The organism is Microbacterium sp. NPDC058342 (assembly GCF_042723935.1).
In the GTDB taxonomy this organism is placed as follows: Bacteria; Actinomycetota; Actinomycetes; order Actinomycetales; family Microbacteriaceae; genus Microbacterium.
In genome coordinates, this window is the sequence record NZ_JBHXID010000001.1 from 1977731 (window position 1) to 1997709 (window position 19979).

Sequence of the window (19979 nt, forward strand, 5' to 3'; positions counted from 1 at the left end):
GCTCTGGGAGCGGGTTCAGCCTCGGGCATCCGCACGCGCCGACCGCGAAACGGCCGAGCGGCGCTCAGCCCCTCACGGATGCACTCCCCGCGAACGGCTTCAGCGCCTCGCGCAGCGCGGTGACGTCTCCGATGTCGAGGCCGACGCTCGCCATCACAGCGCGGGGCACGTCGACCGCCCGCGCCCGCAGGGCGCGCCCCTTCTCGGTGAGCCCGATCTCGAGGCGGCGTTCATCCTGGACGCTGCGCGTGCGCTCGACGAGCCCGTCGCTCTCGAGCCGCTTCACGAGAGGTGACGCACTGGCGGGCTCGAGGGCGAGCTCGTGCGCCAGGTCGTTCAGCGCGCGCGGCGTCCGCTCCCACAGCGCCAGCATCACGAGGTACTGCGGATGCGTGAGCCCGAGCGGCGCCAGGATCGGTCGATAGACCGACACGACGTTCCGCGCGGCGGTGACCATCGCGAAACAGAGCTGGTTCTCGAGCAGCAGGAGATCGTCGTCCGTCGCCATGATCGGAGTATAACCGTGCGAATAGTTAGTACACTAAGGAACATGTCGAACCGTTCGGAACGCGTCCCGCTGCGCACCCGCATCCGCGAAGCCGGCGGACTCTACGCCTGGTTCAACTCGCGACTCATCCGTCTCGCCGGACCCGCGTCCGTGGGCCCGTACGAGAGCACGCTCCCTCCGAGCGCCGAGGAGCGCGCCCAGCGTGCGTGCCCGCTCTGCGGAGAGCCCATGAACCTGCACACGATCGACCGCGCCGGGCCGAAACCGCTCATGCACTGCCCGTAGGCCGCCGCTCGATCAGGAAGCGAGGTTGTCCTCGAGCGCGGCGTCGATCCAGAACGCCAGGGCATCGTCGTCGAGCACGGCTCCGTCGACGTCCAGCCAGCTCGGCCCCATCGTGCGCGCCCCCATCACGGCGATGCGAGCGCCCGGACGCCCCTGCAGCGCAGCACCGTGCTCGTCGCTCAGCCTCACGAGGAGCGTGCCGTCTCCCCTCGCCCCCACGAGGATGCGCCCGCCGACCATGAAGACCCGCGAACCGAACATCCGCTTCTCCTCGAGGGTGGGCTGCGAGCTCAGCAGCGCGCGCAGCCGATCGGCGAGTTCGATTCCGGCGGTGTCCACGATGATCCTCCGTGCGGGTCTCAGGCGTGACCTGCGCGCTCCATGGCGCGCAGCTCCTTCTTCAGATCCTGCACCTCGTCACGCAGGCGCGCAGCCAGCTCGAACTTCAGCTCCGCCGCGGCTGCGAGCATCTGGTCGGAGAGATCGGCGATCGTCTCCTCCAGCTGGTTCGCACCCTCGGCGGCGATGCCGGTGCGACGCAGGTTCGGCGTCGGGGACTTGCCCTTGCCGGACTTGTTCCTGCTGGTCCGCATGTCGGCGGTGTCCGCGGCCTCGCGCGCCAGGACCTCGGTGATGTCGGCGATCCGCTTGCGCAACGGCTGAGGATCGATCCCGTTGGCCGTGTTGTAGGCGATCTGCTTCTCGCGTCTGCGCTCGGTCTCCTCGATGGCTTTGGTCATCGAATCGGTCATGTTGTCGGCGTACATGTGCACCTCGCCCGACACGTTCCGCGCCGCGCGACCGATCGTCTGGATGAGAGACGTGCCCGATCGCAGGAAGCCCTCCTTGTCGGCGTCGAGGATGGCCACGAGCGACACCTCGGGGAGGTCCAGGCCCTCGCGCAGCAGGTTGATGCCCACCAGCACGTCGTAGACGCCCGCACGCAGCTCGGTGAGCAGCTCGACGCGGCGGAGCGTGTCCACGTCGGAGTGCAGGTAGCGCACCCGCACGCCGTGCTCGCCGAGGAAGTCGGTGAGCTCCTCGGCCATCTTCTTCGTCAGCGTCGTCACGAGCACGCGCTCGTCGCGCTCCACCCGCAGCCGGATCTCCTCGAGCAGGTCGTCGATCTGCCCCTTCGAGGGCTTGACGATGATCTCGGGGTCGATGAGGCCGGTGGGGCGGATGATCTGCTCCACGACACCGTCCGCGATGCCCATCTCGTACTTCCCCGGCGTCGCGGAGAGGTACACGGTCTGCCCGATCCGGTTCTTGAACTCGTCCCACCGCAACGGCCTGTTGTCCATCGCACTCGGCAGTCGGAAGCCGTGTTCGACGAGCGTGCGCTTGCGCGACGCATCGCCCTCGTACATCGCCCCGATCTGCGGGACGGTGACGTGGGACTCGTCGATCACCAGCAGGAAGTCGTCGGGAAAGAAGTCGAGCAGCGTGTGCGGAGGCTCTCCGGCCTGGCGCCCGTCCATGTGCCGCGAGTAGTTCTCGATGCCCGAGCAGAACCCGAGCTGCTGCAGCATCTCGATGTCGAAGGTCGTGCGCATGCGCAGCCGCTGCGCTTCGAGCAGCTTGCCCTGCCGCTCGAACTCCGCGAGCCGCTCCTCGAGCTCCGCCTCGATGGTCTTGATCGAGCGCTGGATGACATCCGTGCCCGCCACGTAGTGCGAAGCGGGGAAGATCGGCACCGCGTCGAGCTTCTCGATGACCTCCCCGGTGAGCGGATGCAGGGAGTACAGCGCCTCGATCTCGTCTCCGAAGAGCTCGATGCGGATCGCGTGCTCCTCGTACACGGGGATGATCTCGATGGTGTCGCCGCGCACCCGGAAGTTGCCCCGGGAGAAGTCGACATCGTTGCGGTTGTACTGCATGGCGATGAACTGACGGATCAGCGCGTCTCGGTCGTACCGCTCCCCCACCTGCAGGGCGACCATCGCGCGCAGGTACTCCTCGGGCGCGCCGAGTCCGTAGATGCACGACACCGTCGAGACCACGACCACGTCTCGCCGGCTGAGCAGCGAGTTCGTCGTGGAATGCCTCAGCCGCTCGACTTCGGCGTTGATCGAGGAGTCCTTCTCGATGAAGGTGTCGGTCTGCGGCACGTAGGCCTCGGGCTGGTAGTAGTCGTAGTACGAGACGAAGTACTCGACCGCGTTGTGCGGCATGAGCTCTCGGAACTCGTTCGCCAGCTGCGCGGCCAGCGTCTTGTTGTGCGCGAGCACCAGCGTGGGACGCTGCACCTGCTCGACGAGCCAGGCCGTCGTCGCCGACTTGCCGGTGCCCGTGGCTCCCAGCAGGACGACGTCGGTCTCGCCCGCGTTGATGCGCGCGGCCAGCTCGGCGATCGCCTGGGGCTGATCGCCCGCCGGCATGTATTCGCTGACGACCTCGAAGGGGCGGACGCTGCGCGTGGGTTGCATGCTCTCCAGCCTACGAGGGGCCACCGACATCGGCGCCGACCGCGCACGACCGGGCCGGCGGGTCCCTGCGCGCGATCGCCCCTAAGGTGGAGCCGTGATCGAGTTCCTCATCGGGTCCAGCCTCGCGGCATCCGCCGGTCTCAACGCCTGGATGCCGCTCTTCCTGCTGGGCCTCGCCGACCGCTTCGTCCCCGCCGTGGAGCTTCCCTCCGGCTGGGCATGGCTCTCCAGCGACCCGTCGCTGTGGATCTTCGGCGCGCTGCTCGTGCTCGAGATCATCGCCGACAAGGTCCCCGCCCTCGACTCCCTCAACGACATCGTGCAGAGCGTGCTGCGCCCGGCATCCGGCGGAATCGTGTTCGGAGCGGGCGCGGGAGCGCAGACGGTGGCCGTCGATGACCCGTCCGCCTTCTTCAGCGAGAACACCTGGGTTCCCATCGTGAGCGGCATCGCCATCGCGCTCGGGGTGCACATCGTCAAAGCGCTCGGCCGCGTGGCCGCGAACACGATGACGGGAGGGCTCGCCGCCCCGCTGCTGAGCACCGCCGAGGACGGCGCCTCCCTCCTGCTGGCGGTGGCAGCGATCGTCGTCCCGGTCCTCGCGCTCCTGCTCCTGGTGGGCCTGGTGGTCGGGGGCGCGGTCCTGCTGCGCCGGCGTCGATCCCGCCGGCGCTCCGCCGGCTGAGCTCAGTCCTCCGTCCCCGCGTGCGGACCACGCGGACGCAGCGCCAGCACAGCCGCGCCAGCCGCCAGCACGCACATCACGAGGATCATGACGACGAACGCCGGCCAGCCGGCGTCGCCGAAGACGAGACCGAGCGCCCAGCCGAACAGACTGGATCCGGCGTAGTACGCCAGGTAGTACAGCGATGACGCCTGTGCGCGTCCGAGCGATCCCGCGGCGACCGGGGTCCAACCGGATGCGATGGCGTGCGCCCCGAAGAAGCCCGCCGTGAACAGCAGCAGTCCGGCCAGGACGACCACCGGGCCCGGAGCGATCATCAGCACGGCGCCGAGCATCATCGTCCCGATGGAGGCGAGCAGCACGGGAAACCTCCCGATGCGGGAGGCCAGGATGCCCGCCCAGGGCGAGGAGACCGTGCCCGCCAGATACGCCAGGAACAGCAGCGTGACGAGCCAGCCCGGCAGGGAGAACGGCTCGGCCGCCAGGTGGAAGCCCAGGTAGTTGTACGCGGCGACGAAGGCGCCCATCAGCAGGAACCCCTGCGCGTACAGCGCCCACAGGCGCGCGGATCGGAGCGGCTCCCGCAGCCGCTCGGCGATCCGCGACGCCTGATCACCCCCGACACGCATCGTGGTGAATCCTCGCGCTCGCGGGATCAGCGAGACGAACAGTGCGGCCGATGCGGCGCACATCGCGGCCACGGCCCAGACGCCCCAGCGCCAGTCCGTCGCCTCGCCGACGAGGCCGGAGACGATGCGGCCCGACAGTCCGCCCACGGTCGTTCCGGCGATGTAGCTGCCGGCGGCGGTCGCGGTGAACCGGGCATCCACCTCCTCGCTGAGATACGCGAGCGCGACCGCGGGCACCGCCCCGAGCGCCGCGCCCTCGAGAAGACGCACGACGAGCATCGCCGCGATGCCCTCGCTCAGGGGCGCCGCGACGCCCAGCGCCGTCGCGGCGAAGACGCCGATCGTCATCACCGGAACGCGCCCGATGCGATCCGCCGCGAGCGACCAGGGGATGACGGCCGCGGCGATCCCCAGAGTCGCTGCGGAGACCGTGAGCGCGGCCGTCGCCGGCTCGACCTGCAGACCGGCCGCTATCTGCGGCAGCACGGCCTGCGGCGAGTACAGCTGCGCGAAGGTCGCCACCCCGGCGAAGAAGAGACCGGCGATGAGCCGCCGGTACTCCGCGCTGCCCGGCGCGTGTCCTGTGAAGCTCACCGGCCGCGGACGCGCTGCCACAGCGCGTCCGTCTGCGCTCTGGTGCGCTCGAGCGACGCGGAGGTGTCGATCACGACATCCGCGATCGCCCGCCGCTCGGCATCCGACACCTGCGAGGCGAGCCGTGCCGCCGCCTCCTCACGGCTCATCCCCCTCAGCTCGACCAGGCGCGCCGCACGAACCTCGGCGGGCGCATCGGCGACCACGATGAGATCCCAGGGGTCGTCGGCGCGCGCCTCGACCAGCAGCGGCACGTCGTACACGACGACCGCATCCGCGTCATCAGCGAACGCCGCGGCGAACCGCCGCGCGGATTCCTCGCGCACCGCCGGATGCACGATCGCGTTCAACGCCGCGAGCCTCGCCTCGTCGCCGAAGACCAGCGCGCCGAGCCGCGGACGGTCCAGGGCACCCTGCTCATCGATCACATCGTCACCGAACGCCGCGGCGATCTCGGCGAGCACGCGAGATCCCGGTGCCTGGACATCGCGCACGATCCGATCCGCGTCGACGATGATCGCACCGTGCTCCTGGAGTCTGCGCGCGATCGTGGACTTCCCGGAGGCGATGCCGCCGGTCAGAGCGATGAGGGGCATGGGTCCATCCTGGCACGCGTCCGCCCGCCCCGTGAGGTCGATCAGCGCGAGAGCTGCTGACGGCGGGAGCTGATCACGCCGGTGTCGAAGCCGGCCAGATGCAGTCCGCCGTGGAAGCGCGCATGTTCGATCTTGATGCAGCGGTCCATGACGACCGACAGCCCGGCTTCCTCGGCGATCGCTGCGGCCTGCTCGTTCCACGACCCGAGCTGGAGCCAGAGCGCCGCGGCTCCGACGTCCACGGCCTCCTGCGCCACACCGGGGAGGTCGTCGTGCCTGCGGAACACGTCCACGATGTCGGGGGCCACGGGAAGGTCGGCGAGCGAGGCGTACGCGGGCCGGCCGAGGATCTCGTCCGCCATCGGATTGACGAAGTACAGGTCGTAGGGCGAGCTCGACTGCAGATAGGTCCCCACGAAGTAGGACGCGCGGGCCGGGTTGCTGGAGGCGCCGACGATCGCGACGGAGCGCGAACGGCGGAGCAGCCCGTACCGCTCCTGCTGGCCGGGGCCCGACCAGGTGCGCTCGGGATGCACGTCGGGTGCAGCACCCGGCAGCACGCACGCCGCGGCGGCCTCGGGCGAGGGCGAAGTAAGATCACCGGCGTGCGTGCTCATCGGGTGGCTCCTGTCGCTGCGGTGAGAGCCTGGTCGAGGTCCCAGATGATGTCCTCAGCATCCTCCAGGCCGACCGAGATGCGGATCAGGTCGTCCGGCACTCCTGCGTCGACGAGCTGGTCCTGGCTCAGCTGCCGGTGAGTGGTGGATGCGGGGTGGATGACGAGGGTGCGCGCGTCGCCGATGTTCGCCAGGTGCGAGGCGAGCTGCAGGTTCTCGATGAGCGTCTCCCCCGCCGTGCGCGCATCGTCGGCGGCGACGCCGAATGCGAACACCGATCCGGGACCGAGCGGCAGGTACTTCGCGGCACGCTCGCGGTGCGGGTGCGATGCGAGGCCGGCCCAGGTGACGTAGGAGATGCGCGGATCCGACTCCAGCCACTCGGCGACGGCACGCGCGTTCGCGAGGTGTGCATCCATGCGCTGCGGCAGGGTCTCGATGCCCTGCAGCAGGTTGAAGGCCGACTGCGGGCTGAGCGCCGGTCCGATGTCGCGCAGCTGCTCGGTGCGGAGCTTGGTGAGGAAGCCGTACTCGCCGAAGTTGTCCCACCACCGGATGCCGCCATAGGACGCGACCGGCTCGGTCATCTGCGGGAACCTCCCGTTGCCCCAGTCGAACGAGCCCTTCTCGATCACGATGCCGCCCAGAGTCGTGCCGTGACCGCCGAGGAACTTCGTCACCGAGTGGATGACGATGTCGGCGCCGTGTTCGAGCGGGCGCGCCAGGTACGGCGTCGCGAGCGTCGCGTCGACGACCAGCGGCACGCCGGCGTCGTGCGCCACCGCGGCGAGACCTTCGACGTCGGCGATCTCGCCCGAGGGGTTGCCGATCATCTCGACGTAGACGACCTTGGTCTCGGGACGGATCGCGGCGGCGAAGTCCGCGGGATCGCTCGACGGGACGAAGGTCGTGGCGACGCCGAAACGGCGGAGGGTCACGTCGAGCTGGGTGACGGTCCCGCCGTAGAGCTGGGCGGATGCCACGACGTGGTCGCCCGCACCGAGGAGGGCTGCGAAGGTGATGAACTCCGCGCTCATGCCGGATGCGGTCGCCACGGCGCCGATCCCGCCCTCCAGCGACGCGAGTCGCTCCTCGAGCGCTGCGACGGTGGGGTTGCCGATGCGCGAGTAGATGTTGCCGTACTTCTGCAGGGCGAACAGGTTGCCCGCGTCCTTCGCATCGTCGAAGACGAACGATGTGGTCTGGTAGATCGGCACGGCGCGCGCGCCGGTGGCGGCATCCGGCGTTCCACCGGCGTGCAGGGCTCGGGTGCGGAATCCGAAGCGATGTTCTTCCGTCATGATCTCTCTCCTGCTGTGCGATCAGGTGCTGTGCGAATCGGGTGCTGTGCGAATCGACGTGTTGCGAGTGCCGCGGCGGGGCGGCGACGTCATCGGGCTCGAGCCGACCGGTCAGCTCCACCGCTTCAGCAGTCGTCTCTCGACGAGACCGAGGATCGTGTTCGTGACCGTCCCCAGCAGGGCGAGCAGCACGATCGCGAGCAGGATCCGGTCGACGCGACCGTTGTTCTGCGAGTCGTCGAGCAGGAAGCCGAGGCCCATCGACGACGCGATGAGCTCGGCCGCGACGAGGAAGAGCCACGACTGCGCGAGCGCGAGACGCAGCCCGGACATCACAGAGGGCACCACCGCCGGAAGCTGCACCGTGCGGAACAGCGACCAGCCGCGCAGGCTGAACGAGCGTCCGGCCTCGACGAGGTGCGGGTCGACGTGACGCAGCGCGTCGGCGACCGTGGTGTAGACGGGGAAGAAGGCGCCGATCGCGATGAGCGTGACCTTCGACTCCTCGCCGATCTGCATCCACAGGATCAGCAGCGGCACCCAGGCGAGCGACGGGACGGCGCGAAGCGCGGCCAGGGTGGGACTCAGCAGGACATCGCCCATCCGCGAGAGGCCGACGACCGCGGCGACGGCCAGGCCGGCCACGGACCCGATCGCGAAGCCGAGGAGCACCCGCTGCACCGAGATGGCGATGTGCGTCCACAGCTGTCCGCGCTCGGCGAGTTCGACACCCGCGGTGACGACGGATGCCGGAGTCGGCAGCCGGTAGGACGGCACGAGTCCCGTGGTCGTCACCACGTGCCAGACGAGCAGGATGATCACGGGCAGCAGCAGCCCGCCGGCCAGGCGCAGTCCGGGCCGTCGACGCGCCGCGCTCGGCGCTCCTGCGGCCGATGCGGCCGGGAGCTCGAGGTTTCGGCGTGCGCCCTCGAGAGCAGCGCCTTCGGCGATGTCCGGCATCAGTCCTGCACGGCCTTCTCGGCGAAGTCGGGGTGGATGATCTCCGAGAGCGCGGTGTCGACGGCCTCCTGACCCCCTTGCACGTCGCCGGAGTCGACGATCACGGGCGCGATCTTCTCGAGCACCTTCAGCTGGTCGTCTCCCGGGACGCCGCTCACGTCGAGGTTGGAGCGCTCCTCGATGACCGCGGTGGCCACCTCGATGTCGATGCCCGCGGCATCCGCGAGCAGCTGCGCGGTCTCTGCGGGGTTCGCCAGGGCCCACTCGCGGGCCTGCTCGTACGCGTCCACGACGGCCTGCGCGAGATCGGCGTGGTTCTCAATGAAGTCCTCCGTGGCGTTGAGGAAGCCATAGGTGTTGAAGTCGACGTTCCGGTAGATGAGCTCGTCGCCCGACTCGACCTCGGCTGCGGCCATGATCGGGTCGAGACCCGCCCACGCATCCACGGATCCGCCGTCCAGGGCTGCGCGTCCGTCGGCGTGCTGGAGATTCTGCACCTCGACGTCGTCGACGCCGAGGCCGGCGGTCTCCAGCGCCTGCAGGAGGAAGAAGTAGGGGTCAGTCCCCTTGGTGGCGGCGATCGAGGTCCCGGCGAGGTCCTCGACGGAGCGGACGTCGCTGTCGGGGCCGACGACGATCGCCGACCACTCCGGCTGCGAGTAGATGTCGATGACCTTGATCGGCGAGCCATTGGCGCGCGCCAGAAGCGCCGCGGAGCCGGCCGTCGAGCCGACGTCCACCGAGCCGGAGCGCAGCAGCTCGTTGGCCTTGTTCGATCCGGCCGACTGAACCCACTCGACCGTCACGTCCTCGCCGACGATGTCTTCGAGGATGCCCTGTTCCCTGATCACGAGGCTGAGCGGATTGTAGGTCGCCCAGTCGACGGTGACGATGCTCGCAGACCACTCCCCGGAAGCGTCGGCGGGTGCGGCAGCGGCGTTCTCGCCGGCCACGCAGCCGGCGGCCATCAGCATCACCGCACCGGCGATCGCGGTCGCAGGGACGATACGGCGGGTGAGGATGCTCATCGGTTCTCCGAGGGTCGGGTGCTGTGGTGGGTGTGGACGCCGAGCCCCTCGAGGAGCTCGGCGCGCAGGTCGGCGATACCGCGGTCGGCGCGGTCGCGCGGGCGGATGCCGGGGACGTCGATCGTGCGGGCGATCGACACGGCTTCCTGGTCGGGGTCGGCGGTCAGCGAGCGCAGCAGCAGCACGCGGTCCGCGAGGTAGAGGGCCTCTTCGACGTCGTGCGTCACGAGGAGGATCGTGGTCGGCTCGGCGGCGTGGATGTCCAGGAGCAGGTCCTGCATGCGCAGCCGGGTGAGGGCGTCCAGCGCGCCGAAGGGCTCGTCGAGCAGCAGCACATCGGGGTTGCGCGCGAGCGCCCGGGCGAGGGAGGCGCGCTGCGCCATGCCGCCGGAGACCTCCCGGGGACGCTGACCGGCCGCGTGCTCGAGTCCGACGAGGCGCAGCAGCTCTCTGACGCGCTCCGCGCGGGCCGCTCGTCCGCGCAGGGAGTGCGGCAGCCCGAGTTCGACGTTCTGCGCGAGCGTGCGCCATGGCAGCAGACGCGGCTCCTGGAAGGCGACGGCTGTGCGCTCGTCCGTGTCTGTGACGTCGGAGCCGTCGATGGAGATGAGTCCGCCGGTCGGAGCGTCGAGGCCGGCGATGAGGCGCAGCAGCGTCGACTTCCCGCATCCGGAAGGTCCGATGACCGCGGCGATCTCGCCCACGCGGAGCTGCACGTCGAGCCCGCGCAACACGGGACGCCGGGCGCCGTCGACCACGAAATGGCGCTCCACGTCCTGCAGGCGCACAGCGGTCGCGGCGCCGCTCGGCGCAGCGGTGTCGACGGGCGACGCAAGGAGGAGAGAACTCATAGCGTCCATGGTCGCGGAGCGGGCGGGCCCGTCACGAGTCGGTCCGTAATCCGCCGTCACACGCACCGCACGGACACGAAGCGGGCCGCCACCCGTGAGGGTGACGGCCCGCTCGTGCGGTGTCGCAGTGCTTACGCGTTGCCACCCGAGAGCTTCTCGCGCAGAGCGGCGAGAGCCTCGTCGTCGGCGAGGGTGCCGGCGCCGGCGGCGTCGGTCGAGAACGACTGCGCTCCACCGAAGTCGTCGCCCGCGGCGGCCTCGGCCTCGGCGGCCTTGAGGACCTGAGCCTTGTGAGCCTCCCAGCGAGCCTGCGCTGCGGCGTACTCCTGCTCCCAGGCCTCGCGCTGAGTGTCGAAGCCTTCCTTCCAGGCACCGGTCTCGGCGTCGAAGCCCTCCGGGTACTTGTACTCGCCGTTCTCGTCGTACTCGGCGAGCATGCCGTACAGGGCCGGGTCGAACTCGGTGCCGTGCGGGTCGACCGACTCGTTGGCCTGCTTCAGCGACAGCGAGATGCGGCGACGCTCGAGGTCGATGTCGATGACCTTGACGAAGACCTCTTCGCCCACCGAGACGACCTGCTCGGCCAGCTCGACGTGCTTGCTGGAGAGCTCCGAGATGTGCACGAGACCCTCGATGCCGTCCGCCACGCGGACGAACGCACCGAACGGGACGAGCTTGGTGACCTTGCCCGGTGCGATCTGACCGATCGCGTGGGTGCGGGCGAAGACCTGCCACGGGTCCTCCTGCGTCGCCTTCAGCGACAGGGAGACGCGCTCGCGGTCCAGGTCCACCTCGAGGATCTCGACGGTGACCTCCTGGCCGACCTCGACGACCTCGGAGGCGTGCTCGATGTGCTTCCAGGACAGCTCGGAGACGTGCACGAGGCCGTCCACACCGCCCAGGTCGACGAACGCACCGAAGTTGACGATCGAGGAGACGACGCCCTTGCGGACCTGACCCTTGTGCAGGTTGTTCAGGAACGTGGTGCGCGACTCCGACTGCGTCTGCTCGAGCAGCGCACGGCGGCTCAGGACGACGTTGTTGCGGTTCTTGTCGAGCTCCAGGATCTTCGCTTCGAGCTCCTGGCCGAGGTACGGGGTGAGGTCGCGGACGCGACGCAGCTCGATGAGCGAGGCGGGAAGGAAGCCGCGCAGTCCGATGTCGACGATGAGGCCGCCCTTGACGACCTCGATGACGGTGCCGGTGACGACGCCGTCGTTCTCCTTGATCTTCTCGACGTCGCCCCAGGCGCGCTCGTACTGCGCGCGCTTCTTGGAGAGGATCAGACGGCCTTCCTTGTCCTCCTTCTGGAGGACCAGGGCCTCGACCTGGTCGCCGACGGCGACGACCTCGTTGGGGTCGACGTCGTGCTTGATGGAGAGCTCGCGGGAGGGGATGACGCCCTCGGTCTTGTAGCCCACGTCGAGCAGAACCTCATCGCGGTCGATCTTGACGATCGTGCCCTCGATGATGTCGCCGTCGTTGAAGAACTTCAGGGTCTTCTCGACCGCGGCCAGGAAGTCCTCAGCAGAGCCGATGTCGTTGATCGCGACCTGCTTGGTGGCCGGGGCGGTCGTTGCGCTAGTCATGTAGTGGGTTGTCCTTGTGAATGGGAACTCGGGCCTCGGGCGCTGGCATGCCAGGATGCTGCCGAGGCGGTTGGATGTGGATTGCGTCGTCACGAAGGCATGCGGATGCTCGCCACGAGTGACACTTCAGATTATCAGACGTCGGCGCGATCCGCTCCCCATTGTCTAGGCTGACCCCGTGACCGATCGCCTCATGCTGCTCGACACCGCCAGCCTCTACTTCCGTGCGTTCTACGGTGTGCCCGACAAGGTGAAGGCGCCCGACGGATCGTCGGTCAACGCGGTGCGCGGTCTGCTCGACATCGTCGCCAAGCTGGTCGCCCTCTACCGCCCCACGCAGGTGGTCGCCTGCTGGGACGACGACTGGCGCCCCCAGTGGCGGGTCGATCTCATCCCGAGCTACAAGGCCCACCGCGTCGTCGAGGTCGTTCCGAGCGGGCCCGACGTCGAAGAGGTGCCCGACCCGCTCGAGCAGCAGATCCCCCTGATCCGAGAGGCGCTGGGAGCGATCGGCGTCCCGATCATCGGCGTCGCCGAGCACGAGGCCGACGATGTCATCGGCACTCTCGCGACCCGCGCCGCCCTGCCGGTGGACATCGTCACCGGCGACCGGGATCTGTTCCAGCTCGTCGACGATGCTCGCGACGTGCGGGTGATCTACACGGCACGCGGGATGAGCAATCTCGAGATCGTCACGGACGCCGCCGTCGTGGGCAGGTACGGGGTGCTCCCGTCGCAGTACGCCGACTTCGCCACGATGCGCGGCGACGCATCCGACGGACTCCCCGGTGTGAAGGGCGTCGGAGAGAAGTCCGCCGCGACCCTGCTCCAGGCGCACGGCGATCTCGACGGCATCCGGCGGGCCGCCTCGGCCGGCCTGCTGACTGCCGCAGCCGCGGCCCGGTTCGCGGCGGCATCCGACTATCTCGACGTCGCGCCCACGGTCGTCCGGGTCGTCACCGACCTCGACATCGCCGTGCCCGGCGTCGCGGTGCGGGCGCTGGATGCTGCCGGGACCGAGGCCGCCGAGGCACTCGCCCACAGGTGGAACCTCGGCTCCTCGATGACCCGGGCTCTCACGGCACTCGCCTCCGTCGGCTGAGCCGGTCAGCGACCGGTCAGCGCGCGACCCAGGCGCGCAGGCGCTCCAGCCCCCACGTCGTGACGACGCGCTCGGGAGGAATGCCGGCGGCCTCCGCGCGCTCCGCGCCGTGGTCGAGCAGCGACAGCTGGCCCGGTGCATGAGCATCCGAGTCGATGGAGAACAGGCATCCCTCCGACATCGCCACCGCGATCAGGTCGTCCGGAGGGTCCTGCCGCTCGGGACGCGAGTTGATCTCCACGGCGACGCCGCGCTCGGCGCAGGCGGCGAACACGGCGCGCGCGTCGAATGCCGACTGCGGCCTCGTGCCGCGTGAGCCCTGGACGAGACGGCCGGTGCAGTGGCCGAGCACATTCACGCGCGGATCGGAGACGGCGGCGAGCATCCTTCGCGTCATCGGCGGCGACTCCATCCGGAGCTTCGAGTGCACGGACGCCACCACGATGTCGAGCTCCTCGAGCAGCGCCGGTTCCTGGTCGAGTGCGCCGTCGTCGAGGATGTCCACCTCGATCCCGGCGAGCACGGTCAGCCCGTCGCCGGACTGCTCGCGCACGAGCGGCATCTGCGCGCGCAGGCGCTCCGCGGAGAGCCCGCGCGCCACGCGAAGCCGAGGAGAATGATCCGTGATCGCGAGGTACTCGTGGCCGAGCGCGCGGGCGGCTGAGACCATCGCCCGGATCGGCGTGGTGCCGTCGGACCAGTCCGTGTGGCTGTGCAGGTCGCCCCGCAGCCGGCCCCGCAGCGCCGAGCGGCGCTCGGGTTCGACCGCACCCCGCAACTCGGCGAGGTAGTCGGGGACCACGCCCTGCTGCGCCTGCCGGATCACCTCGAACGTGGAGTCGCCGATCCCCTTCTGCTCGCGCAGCCGCGCGGGGTCGCGGAGCACGTCCTCGGAGAGCGTCGCCACGACCGCGGCCGCCTGCCGGAACGCCTTCGCCCGATAGCGCGAGGCGCGCTCCCGCTCGAGCAGGCCCGCGATCTCGAGCAGCGCGTCGGCGGCGTCCATGATGTCGGGTCAGCTCGCGGCGATGTCCTGCGTGGCACGGATCCAGGTGTCCAGCTTGGCCGCGGCCCGGCCGTCGTCGACGGCCGCAGCGGCCCGGCCGTAGGCGTCGCGCAGGCGCTCCACGATCGGCTGCTGCGTGAGCGCCGCGTCGTGCGACAGCTCGTAGGCGACGATCCCCGCCGCCGCGTTCAGCAGCACGATGTCGCGCACGGCCCCCTGCCGCCCCGCGAGCGTGCTGCGGAGGATCCGCGCGTTGTGCTCCGGCGAGCCGCCCAGCAGGTCGGAGATGTCGGCGAGGGGGATGCCCAGGTCGCGGGGATCGAGATCGTGCTCGTGGATGTCGCCGCGGGCGACCTCCCAGATCCGGCTGTGTCCCGTCGTCGTCAGCTCGTCGAGGCCGTCATCGCCGCGGAACACCAGCGCTGTCGCGCCGCGCGTGCGGAACACGCCGGTGATGAGCGGCACGAGTTCGACCCGTGCGACGCCCACCGCGTTGGCCTCGGCTCGGGCGGGGTTGCACAGCGGTCCGAGCATGTTGAACACGGTCGGGATCGCGAGCTCCGACCGCACGGCCCCCGCGTGCCGGAATCCCGGATGGAAGGCCGACGCCCACGCGAAGGTGATGCCCGTGCGCTCCAGCACGGATGCGACGTGCTCCGGATCCAGCGAGATGTCCAGGCCGAGCGCGGCGAGCACGTCGGACGAGCCCGATGACGAGCTCGCCGCGCGATTGCCGTGCTTGACCACCGGTACGCCTGTCGCGCCGATGATGATGGCCGCCGTGGTCGAGACGTTCACCGTGCCGAACCTGTCGCCGCCGGTTCCCACGATGTCGAGCACGTCGGACGACACCGGCAGCGGGACGGCCGCCTCGAGGATCGCGTCGCGGAAGCCCACGACCTCGTCGACGGTCTCGCCCTTCGCGCGCAGCGCCACGAGGAATCCGGCGAGCTGGGACTCGGAGACGCTCCCCTTCATGACCTGGCGCATGGCCCAGGTGGACTCCCAGACGCTGAGGTCCCGCCGATCGAGCAGCGCGGTGAGCAGGTCGGGCCAGGTCAGCGTGTCGGACATGACTGCGATCATAATCCGCGCGCGGACGCGACCGTTCCGAGATGACCCGAACCGCGCTCGCGCACGGGAGGCGGCAGTCCGCCGAAGCTCCGCGGGAACGTCCTTCCTCCCGGCTCATTCGCAGGAGTCTCTTAGGTTCCCCTAAGTCCGAGAACAGCGAAACGAGCCATGGGGGTGCAAGAATCGGGCGGCGGAATCGGCCATAATGGAATGGTGACCACCTCAGCGACGCATGCCCCGGCGGCAAGAACCATCAAGCGCCCCAATCCGGTCGCTGTCGGCACCATCGTGTGGCTCGGCAGCGAGGTGATGTTCTTCGCGGGACTCTTCGCGATCTACTTCACCCTCCGCAGCACCTCCCCCGAGCTGTGGGCCGACCGCACCGATCTGCTGAACGTCCCGTTCGCGCTCGTCAACACCCTCATCCTGGTGGCGTCGTCGTTCACCTGCCAGATGGGCGTGTTCGCCGCCGAGGACCTGCAGCCGTATCACGTCGCGCGCGGCCAGGTGAACCCGGCCGGTCGCCGGCGCCTGTTCGGCTGGGGAATGGTCGAGTGGTTCTGGCTGACCTTCGTCCTCGGCGCGATCTTCGTCAGCGGCCAGGTCTGGGAGTACGCGCAGCTCGTCACTGAGGGCATGCCGATCCAGGCCGACTCCTACGCCTCGGCGTTCTACCTGACGACCGGCTTCCACGCTCTGCACGTCACCGGCGGTCTGATCGCCTTCGTGCTGGTGATCGGCCGCGCGTACGCCGTGAAGAGCTTCCGCCACAAGGAGGCGACCTCCTCGATCGTCGTGTCGTACTACTGGCACTTCGTCGACGTCGTCTGGGTGGTCCTGTTCTTCGTCATCTACTTCCTGAAATAAGAGCGGAGCGATTTTTCGAAATGGCACGAGAGAAGAAGCACCGCTCGCGCGGGCGTCGCAGTCCCTTCGCCGCCGCCGCGATCATCGGCGCCGGCCTGCTGCTCACGGGCGGTGTGTACGCGGGTGCGTCCGCGGCGATGGCCTCCCCCGCCGAGGCCCACACCGCCGCGACGGAGCTGACCGTCGAGGACGGGCAGAAGCTGTTCACCGCGAACTGCGCCACCTGCCACGGCATGGACCTGCAGGGCACCTCGGCCGGCCCGAGCCTGGTGGGCGTGGGTGAGCTCTCGGTCGAGTTCCAGCTCGCGACCGGCCGCATGCCCCTGCAGATGCAGGGCCCGCAGGCACCGCAGAAGAAGCCGCAGTTCACCGACGCGCAGATCCAGGCCATGGCCGCCTACGTGCAGTCCGTCGCACCGGGACCCGAGTACCCCGAGGCCTGGGTCACCGCCGGCGAGGTCAACCCCGACAACGCCTCCGACGAGGTGAGCGTCTCGAAGGGCGCCGAGCTCTTCCGCATCAACTGCGCGATGTGCCACAACGTCGCCGCCGCCGGTGGCGCGCTCACCGAGGGCAAGTACGCACCGGCACTGACGTCCACCAGCGCGCTGCACATCTACGCGGCCATGGTCACCGGCCCCCAGAACATGCCCGTGTTCGGCGACATGAACCTCAGCACCGAGGACAAGCGCGACATCATCGCGGCGCTCGTCTACCAGCAGGACGCCGTGCAGGTCGGCGGATTCACGCTGGGCTCGCTGGGCCCCGTCTCCGAGGGCCTGTTCATCTGGATCTTCGGCATCGGCGCACTCGTCGCCCTCACCGTGTGGATCACGGCGAAGTCCAACTGACGATCTTTCATCGACGAACCACGTACGAGGAGCACCATGGCACACGACGACGACACGCAGGCTCTGGACAGGGCCTACCAGCCCTCACCGGGGCTGGGCGTCGCAGTCAGCGATCCCGCAGTGAACCCGGGACTGCCGCCACACCGTGAGCGGATGACGGACAAGGACCCCAAGGCCGAGAAGGCCGCGGCTCGCACCGTCTACACCCTCTTCTACCTCTCGCTGGCGGGCAGCATCTGGGCGGTGGCCGCCTACATGCTGTTCCCGATCGAGTCCGGCTCGCTCATCGATGTCCGCTACAACAACCTCTTCATCGGCCTGGGCATCGCCCTGGCGCTGCTGAGCATCGGCATCGGCGCGATCCACTGGTCCAAGTCGCTCATGAGCGACAAGGAGTTCGTCGAGCCCCGCCACCCCACCCGCGGGCGCGACACCACACGCGAGGCCGCCGTCCAGGCCTTCGCGGAGGCCAACGAGGAGTCGGGCTTCGGACGACGCACGATGATCCGCAACTCGCTGATCGCCGCGGTCGTGGCCTCCATCGTCCCCGGCGTCACGCTGTTCCGCGGTCTGGCGCCGTTCGCCACGCCCGACGACCCGCACGCCGGAGACCCGGTCGCGCTGCTCAAGCACACGATGTGGGAAGCGGGCACCCGCCTGGTCCACGACCCGGAGGGCACGCCCATCCGCGCGGCCGACATCACGCTGGGATCGGCTGTGCACGTCATCCCCGAGGGCCTGAAGGAGCTCGGCCACGAGGGCGGCATGCTCGAGGAGAAGGCCAAGGCGATCGTCCTGCTCATGCGCCTGCGCCCGGAGCAGCTCATCGAGTCCGAGGAGCGCAAGGACTGGTCGTACGACGGCATCGTCGCGTACTCGAAGGTCTGCACCCACGTCGGGTGCCCGGTCGCCCTGTACGAGCAGCAGACCCACCACCTGCTGTGCCCGTGCCACCAGTCGCAGTTCGACGTCACCGAGCACGCCAAGGTCATCTTCGGCCCGGCAGCACGTCCGCTGCCGCAGCTGCCCATCGCCGTGGACGATGAGGGCTACCTCATCGCGCAGAGCGACTTCAAGGAACCCGTCGGCCCGAGCTTCTGGGAGCGTCATTGAGCACCGCAACTCTTCACGAGGACACCAAGCCCGCGGAAACGAGGGACAAGCCCCTCGGTGGGCGCTTCATCGGCGCCACCGCCAACTACATCGATGAGCGCACGAGCCTCTCCGGCTTCGTCAAGGAGCTCGGCCGAAAGATCTTCCCCGATCACTGGTCGTTCATGCTCGGCGAGATCGCCCTGTGGAGCTTCGTCGTCGTCTTCCTCTCGGGGACGTTCCTCACGTTCTTCTTCCAGGCTTCGATGGTGCCCACGCACTACACCGGCGCCTACGAGCCGATGCGCGGCATCGAGATGTCCGCGGCCCTCGAGTCGACGCTGCACATCTCGTTCGACCTGCGCGGCGGCCTGCTGGTGCGCCAGATCCACCACTGGGCGGCCCTGGTCTTCGTCGCGGGCATCGGCATCCACATGCTCCGCGTGTTCTTCACCGGCGCGTTCCGCAAGCCGCGCGAGCTGAACTGGGTGATCGGCTTCGTGCTGTTCGTCCTGGCCATGGCCGAGGGCTTCACCGGATACTCGCTCCCCGACGACCTGCTCTCGGGCAACGGCCTGCGGATCATCGACGGCATGATCAAGGGCATCCCGCTGATCGGCACCTGGACGTCGTTCATCATCTTCGGCGGCGAGTTCCCCGGATCCGACATCGTCGGGCGTCTGTACACGCTGCATATCCTGCTGCTGCCGCTGTTGGTGATCGCCTTCATCGCCCTGCACCTCATGCTGATGATCATCAACAAGCACACGCAGTTCGCCGGCGCCGGCCGCACGAACGACAACGTCGTGGGCTACCCGATGATGCCGGTGTACATGTCGAAGATGGGCGGCTTCCTGTTCATCGTCTTCGGCACGATCGTGCTGATCGCGACGTTCTTCCAGATCAACCCGGTGTGGAACTACGGCCCCTACGACCCCTCGCCGGTGTCCGCGGGTACCCAGCCCGACTGGTACATCGGCTTCGCCGACGGCGCACTGCGCCTCGCTCCCCCGCACCTGGACGTGCCGCTGGGCGAGTTCACGCTGTCGCTGGGCATCCTGATCCCCGTGGCTGTCCTCGGACTGTTCATCGTGGTCGTCGCCCTCTACCCCTTCATCGAGGCGTGGATCACGGGAGACAAGCGAGAGCACCACATCGCCGACCGTCCCCGCAACGCCGCGACGCGCACCGCGATCGGTGTCGCCGGGATGATCTTCTACGCGGTCCTGTGGGCCGCGGCCTCCTCCGACCTGATGGCGACGCACTTCATGCTCACCATGGAGGGCGTGATCCACACGCTCCAGGCGCTCCTGTTCGTCGGCCCGGTGCTCGGGTACTTCATCACCAAGCGCATCTGCATCGCGCTGCAGAAGAAGGATCGTGAGATCGTCCTGCACGGCTACGAGTCCGGACGCATCGTTCGGCTTCCCGGCGGCGAGTTCATCGAGGTGCACCAGCCCGTCGACGTGTACGACCGCTGGAAGCTGATCGACTACTCGACCTACGAGCCGCTGGTCGTCCGCCCGAATGCGAAGGGCCGCATCCCGTGGCACGAGAACCTTCGCTCGTCTCTGTCGCGGTGGTTCTTCGAGGACCGTCTGCAGCCGCTCACCCAGGCCGAGATCGCCGAGGCCGACGCGCACCAGCAGCACACGCTGGCGCACGACGCCGAGATCGAGGCGGAGGAGATCGCCGGTGCGCACGCCCGTGCCGGGGTCGCCAGCGACGACGAGATCGCACCTGCCGACGTCCACATCGACGAGACGCCGAACACGCCGAGCTCCGTGATCGCCACCGAGCCGGTGAAGAAGTCGAAGAAGAAGTCCGAGGACGGCCAGTAAGGTCGCACTCCCCGCCGAGGGCCCTGTCCACCTGGACGGGGCCCTCTGTCGTTGCGCCGTAACGTCGCGCCTCG

20 protein-coding genes are annotated in these 19979 nt (G+C 69.2%); 7 read left to right on the plus strand and 13 right to left on the minus strand.

What is annotated here, in order from left to right:
- Nucleotides 1-64 precede the first annotated feature (64 nt).
- Nucleotides 65-508, minus strand: a complete 444-nt coding sequence (locus ACFWHT_RS09255; protein ID WP_378827580.1) for a MarR family winged helix-turn-helix transcriptional regulator — start codon at nt 506-508, stop codon at nt 65-67.
- Nucleotides 509-550: 42 nt separating this feature from the next.
- Here ACFWHT_RS09255 and ACFWHT_RS09260 point away from each other — a divergent pair, with 42 nt between their 5' ends.
- Nucleotides 551-793, plus strand: a complete 243-nt coding sequence (locus ACFWHT_RS09260) for a hypothetical protein (protein ID WP_378827582.1) — start codon at nt 551-553, stop codon at nt 791-793.
- A 12-nt stretch (nt 794-805) separates the two neighbouring features.
- Here the strand turns inward: ACFWHT_RS09260 and ACFWHT_RS09265 are convergent, their stop codons facing one another.
- Together ACFWHT_RS09265 and uvrB are read right to left on the minus strand one after the other, a co-directional pair.
- Nucleotides 806-1132, minus strand: a complete 327-nt coding sequence (locus ACFWHT_RS09265; protein ID WP_378827583.1) for a TfoX/Sxy family protein — start codon at nt 1130-1132, stop codon at nt 806-808.
- Between the two features lie 20 nt (nt 1133-1152).
- Nucleotides 1153-3222 carry an excinuclease ABC subunit UvrB gene (gene uvrB, locus ACFWHT_RS09270; RefSeq protein WP_378827585.1) on the minus strand — a complete coding sequence of 690 codons (2070 nt, stop codon included), beginning with the start codon at nt 3220-3222 and terminating at the stop codon, nt 1153-1155.
- A 94-nt stretch (nt 3223-3316) separates the two neighbouring features.
- On the opposite strand from uvrB, the gene ACFWHT_RS09275 reads away from it, so the two are divergent.
- Complete coding sequence (locus tag ACFWHT_RS09275) at nt 3317-3907, plus strand: DUF4126 domain-containing protein (RefSeq protein WP_378827587.1); 591 nt, start codon at nt 3317-3319, stop codon at nt 3905-3907.
- A 2-nt stretch (nt 3908-3909) separates the two neighbouring features.
- On the opposite strand, the gene ACFWHT_RS09280 is transcribed toward ACFWHT_RS09275, so the two are convergent.
- From ACFWHT_RS09280 to rpsA, 8 genes are all read right to left on the minus strand, one after another.
- On the minus strand, nt 3910-5130 hold the full coding sequence (locus tag ACFWHT_RS09280) for an MFS transporter (protein WP_378827589.1): 1221 nt from the start codon (nt 5128-5130) through the stop codon (nt 3910-3912).
- Nucleotides 5127-5726 (minus strand): dephospho-CoA kinase, encoded by a 600-nt coding sequence (gene coaE / locus ACFWHT_RS09285; RefSeq protein ID WP_378827591.1) that lies wholly within the window; start codon nt 5724-5726, stop codon nt 5127-5129. Before coaE ends, ACFWHT_RS09280 begins: the two co-directional genes overlap by 4 nt.
- A 41-nt stretch (nt 5727-5767) precedes the next feature.
- The gene (locus ACFWHT_RS09290; protein WP_378827594.1) at nt 5768-6343 is read right to left on the minus strand and encodes a CoA-binding protein; all 576 of its coding nucleotides are present in this window, start codon (nt 6341-6343) and stop codon (nt 5768-5770) included.
- Nucleotides 6340-7644, minus strand: a complete 1305-nt coding sequence (locus ACFWHT_RS09295) for an O-acetylhomoserine aminocarboxypropyltransferase/cysteine synthase family protein (protein WP_378827596.1) — start codon at nt 7642-7644, stop codon at nt 6340-6342. The genes ACFWHT_RS09290 and ACFWHT_RS09295 overlap by 4 nt, the downstream gene beginning before the upstream one ends.
- A 111-nt stretch (nt 7645-7755) precedes the next feature.
- Nucleotides 7756-8604, minus strand: coding sequence for an ABC transporter permease (locus tag ACFWHT_RS09300; RefSeq protein ID WP_378827598.1), 849 nt, complete (start codon nt 8602-8604; stop codon nt 7756-7758).
- Nucleotides 8604-9632 (minus strand): aliphatic sulfonate ABC transporter substrate-binding protein, encoded by a 1029-nt coding sequence (locus tag ACFWHT_RS09305; protein ID WP_378827599.1) that lies wholly within the window; start codon nt 9630-9632, stop codon nt 8604-8606. Before ACFWHT_RS09305 ends, ACFWHT_RS09300 begins: the two co-directional genes overlap by 1 nt.
- A complete protein-coding gene (locus tag ACFWHT_RS09310; RefSeq protein WP_378827601.1) occupies nt 9629-10483 on the minus strand; it encodes an ABC transporter ATP-binding protein in 855 nt (284 codons plus the stop codon). Before ACFWHT_RS09310 ends, ACFWHT_RS09305 begins: the two co-directional genes overlap by 4 nt.
- Nucleotides 10484-10614: 131 nt before the next feature.
- Complete coding sequence (rpsA, locus tag ACFWHT_RS09315) at nt 10615-12072, minus strand: 30S ribosomal protein S1 (protein ID WP_378827604.1); 1458 nt, start codon at nt 12070-12072, stop codon at nt 10615-10617.
- Between the two features lie 178 nt (nt 12073-12250).
- On the opposite strand from rpsA, the gene ACFWHT_RS09320 reads away from it, so the two are divergent.
- Nucleotides 12251-13174 (plus strand): 5'-3' exonuclease H3TH domain-containing protein, encoded by a 924-nt coding sequence (locus ACFWHT_RS09320; protein WP_378827606.1) that lies wholly within the window; start codon nt 12251-12253, stop codon nt 13172-13174.
- Nucleotides 13175-13190: 16 nt separating this feature from the next.
- Here ACFWHT_RS09320 and ACFWHT_RS09325 read toward each other — a convergent pair whose 3' ends face one another.
- Nucleotides 13191-14180 (minus strand): PHP domain-containing protein, encoded by a 990-nt coding sequence (locus ACFWHT_RS09325; protein ID WP_378827608.1) that lies wholly within the window; start codon nt 14178-14180, stop codon nt 13191-13193.
- Between the two features lie 9 nt (nt 14181-14189).
- Nucleotides 14190-15254, minus strand: coding sequence for an anthranilate phosphoribosyltransferase (gene trpD / locus ACFWHT_RS09330; RefSeq protein ID WP_378827610.1), 1065 nt, complete (start codon nt 15252-15254; stop codon nt 14190-14192).
- A gap of 210 nt (nt 15255-15464) precedes the next feature.
- Here trpD and ACFWHT_RS09335 point away from each other — a divergent pair, with 210 nt between their 5' ends.
- The 4 genes from ACFWHT_RS09335 to ACFWHT_RS09350 are packed head-to-tail and all read left to right on the plus strand — an operon-like array spanning nt 15465 to nt 19905.
- Complete coding sequence (locus tag ACFWHT_RS09335; protein ID WP_378827612.1) at nt 15465-16121, plus strand: heme-copper oxidase subunit III; 657 nt, start codon at nt 15465-15467, stop codon at nt 16119-16121.
- Nucleotides 16122-16141: 20 nt separating this feature from the next.
- Complete coding sequence (locus ACFWHT_RS09340) at nt 16142-16972, plus strand: c-type cytochrome (RefSeq protein ID WP_378827614.1); 831 nt, start codon at nt 16142-16144, stop codon at nt 16970-16972.
- A gap of 36 nt (nt 16973-17008) precedes the next feature.
- The gene (locus ACFWHT_RS09345; RefSeq protein WP_378827617.1) at nt 17009-18085 is read left to right on the plus strand and encodes a Rieske 2Fe-2S domain-containing protein; all 1077 of its coding nucleotides are present in this window, start codon (nt 17009-17011) and stop codon (nt 18083-18085) included.
- Complete coding sequence (locus ACFWHT_RS09350; protein ID WP_378827618.1) at nt 18082-19905, plus strand: cytochrome bc complex cytochrome b subunit; 1824 nt, start codon at nt 18082-18084, stop codon at nt 19903-19905. Before ACFWHT_RS09345 ends, ACFWHT_RS09350 begins: the two co-directional genes overlap by 4 nt.
- Nucleotides 19906-19979: the final 74 nt, after the last annotated feature.

Excerpts from the sequence above, each read along its gene's own strand:
- ACFWHT_RS09255 (WP_378827580.1), bottom strand. The coding sequence starts at position 508 with ATGGCGACGGACGACGATCTCCTGCTGCTCGAGAACCAGCTCTGTTTC.
- ACFWHT_RS09260 (WP_378827582.1), top strand. The coding sequence starts at position 551 with ATGTCGAACCGTTCGGAACGCGTCCCGCTGCGCACCCGCATCCGCGAA.
- uvrB (WP_378827585.1), bottom strand. The coding sequence starts at position 3,222 with ATGCAACCCACGCGCAGCGTCCGCCCCTTCGAGGTCGTCAGCGAATAC.
- coaE (WP_378827591.1), bottom strand. The coding sequence starts at position 5,726 with ATGCCCCTCATCGCTCTGACCGGCGGCATCGCCTCCGGGAAGTCCACG.
- ACFWHT_RS09290 (WP_378827594.1), bottom strand. The coding sequence starts at position 6,343 with ATGAGCACGCACGCCGGTGATCTTACTTCGCCCTCGCCCGAGGCCGCC.
- ACFWHT_RS09295 (WP_378827596.1), bottom strand. The coding sequence starts at position 7,644 with ATGACGGAAGAACATCGCTTCGGATTCCGCACCCGAGCCCTGCACGCC.
- ACFWHT_RS09300 (WP_378827598.1), bottom strand. The coding sequence starts at position 8,604 with ATGCCGGACATCGCCGAAGGCGCTGCTCTCGAGGGCGCACGCCGAAAC.
- ACFWHT_RS09305 (WP_378827599.1), bottom strand. The coding sequence starts at position 9,632 with ATGAGCATCCTCACCCGCCGTATCGTCCCTGCGACCGCGATCGCCGGT.
- ACFWHT_RS09310 (WP_378827601.1), bottom strand. The coding sequence starts at position 10,483 with ATGAGTTCTCTCCTCCTTGCGTCGCCCGTCGACACCGCTGCGCCGAGC.
- rpsA (WP_378827604.1), bottom strand. The coding sequence starts at position 12,072 with ATGACTAGCGCAACGACCGCCCCGGCCACCAAGCAGGTCGCGATCAAC.
- ACFWHT_RS09325 (WP_378827608.1), bottom strand. The coding sequence starts at position 14,180 with ATGGACGCCGCCGACGCGCTGCTCGAGATCGCGGGCCTGCTCGAGCGG.
- trpD (WP_378827610.1), bottom strand. The coding sequence starts at position 15,254 with ATGTCCGACACGCTGACCTGGCCCGACCTGCTCACCGCGCTGCTCGAT.
- ACFWHT_RS09335 (WP_378827612.1), top strand. The coding sequence starts at position 15,465 with ATGGTGACCACCTCAGCGACGCATGCCCCGGCGGCAAGAACCATCAAG.
- ACFWHT_RS09340 (WP_378827614.1), top strand. The coding sequence starts at position 16,142 with ATGGCACGAGAGAAGAAGCACCGCTCGCGCGGGCGTCGCAGTCCCTTC.
- ACFWHT_RS09345 (WP_378827617.1), top strand. The coding sequence starts at position 17,009 with ATGGCACACGACGACGACACGCAGGCTCTGGACAGGGCCTACCAGCCC.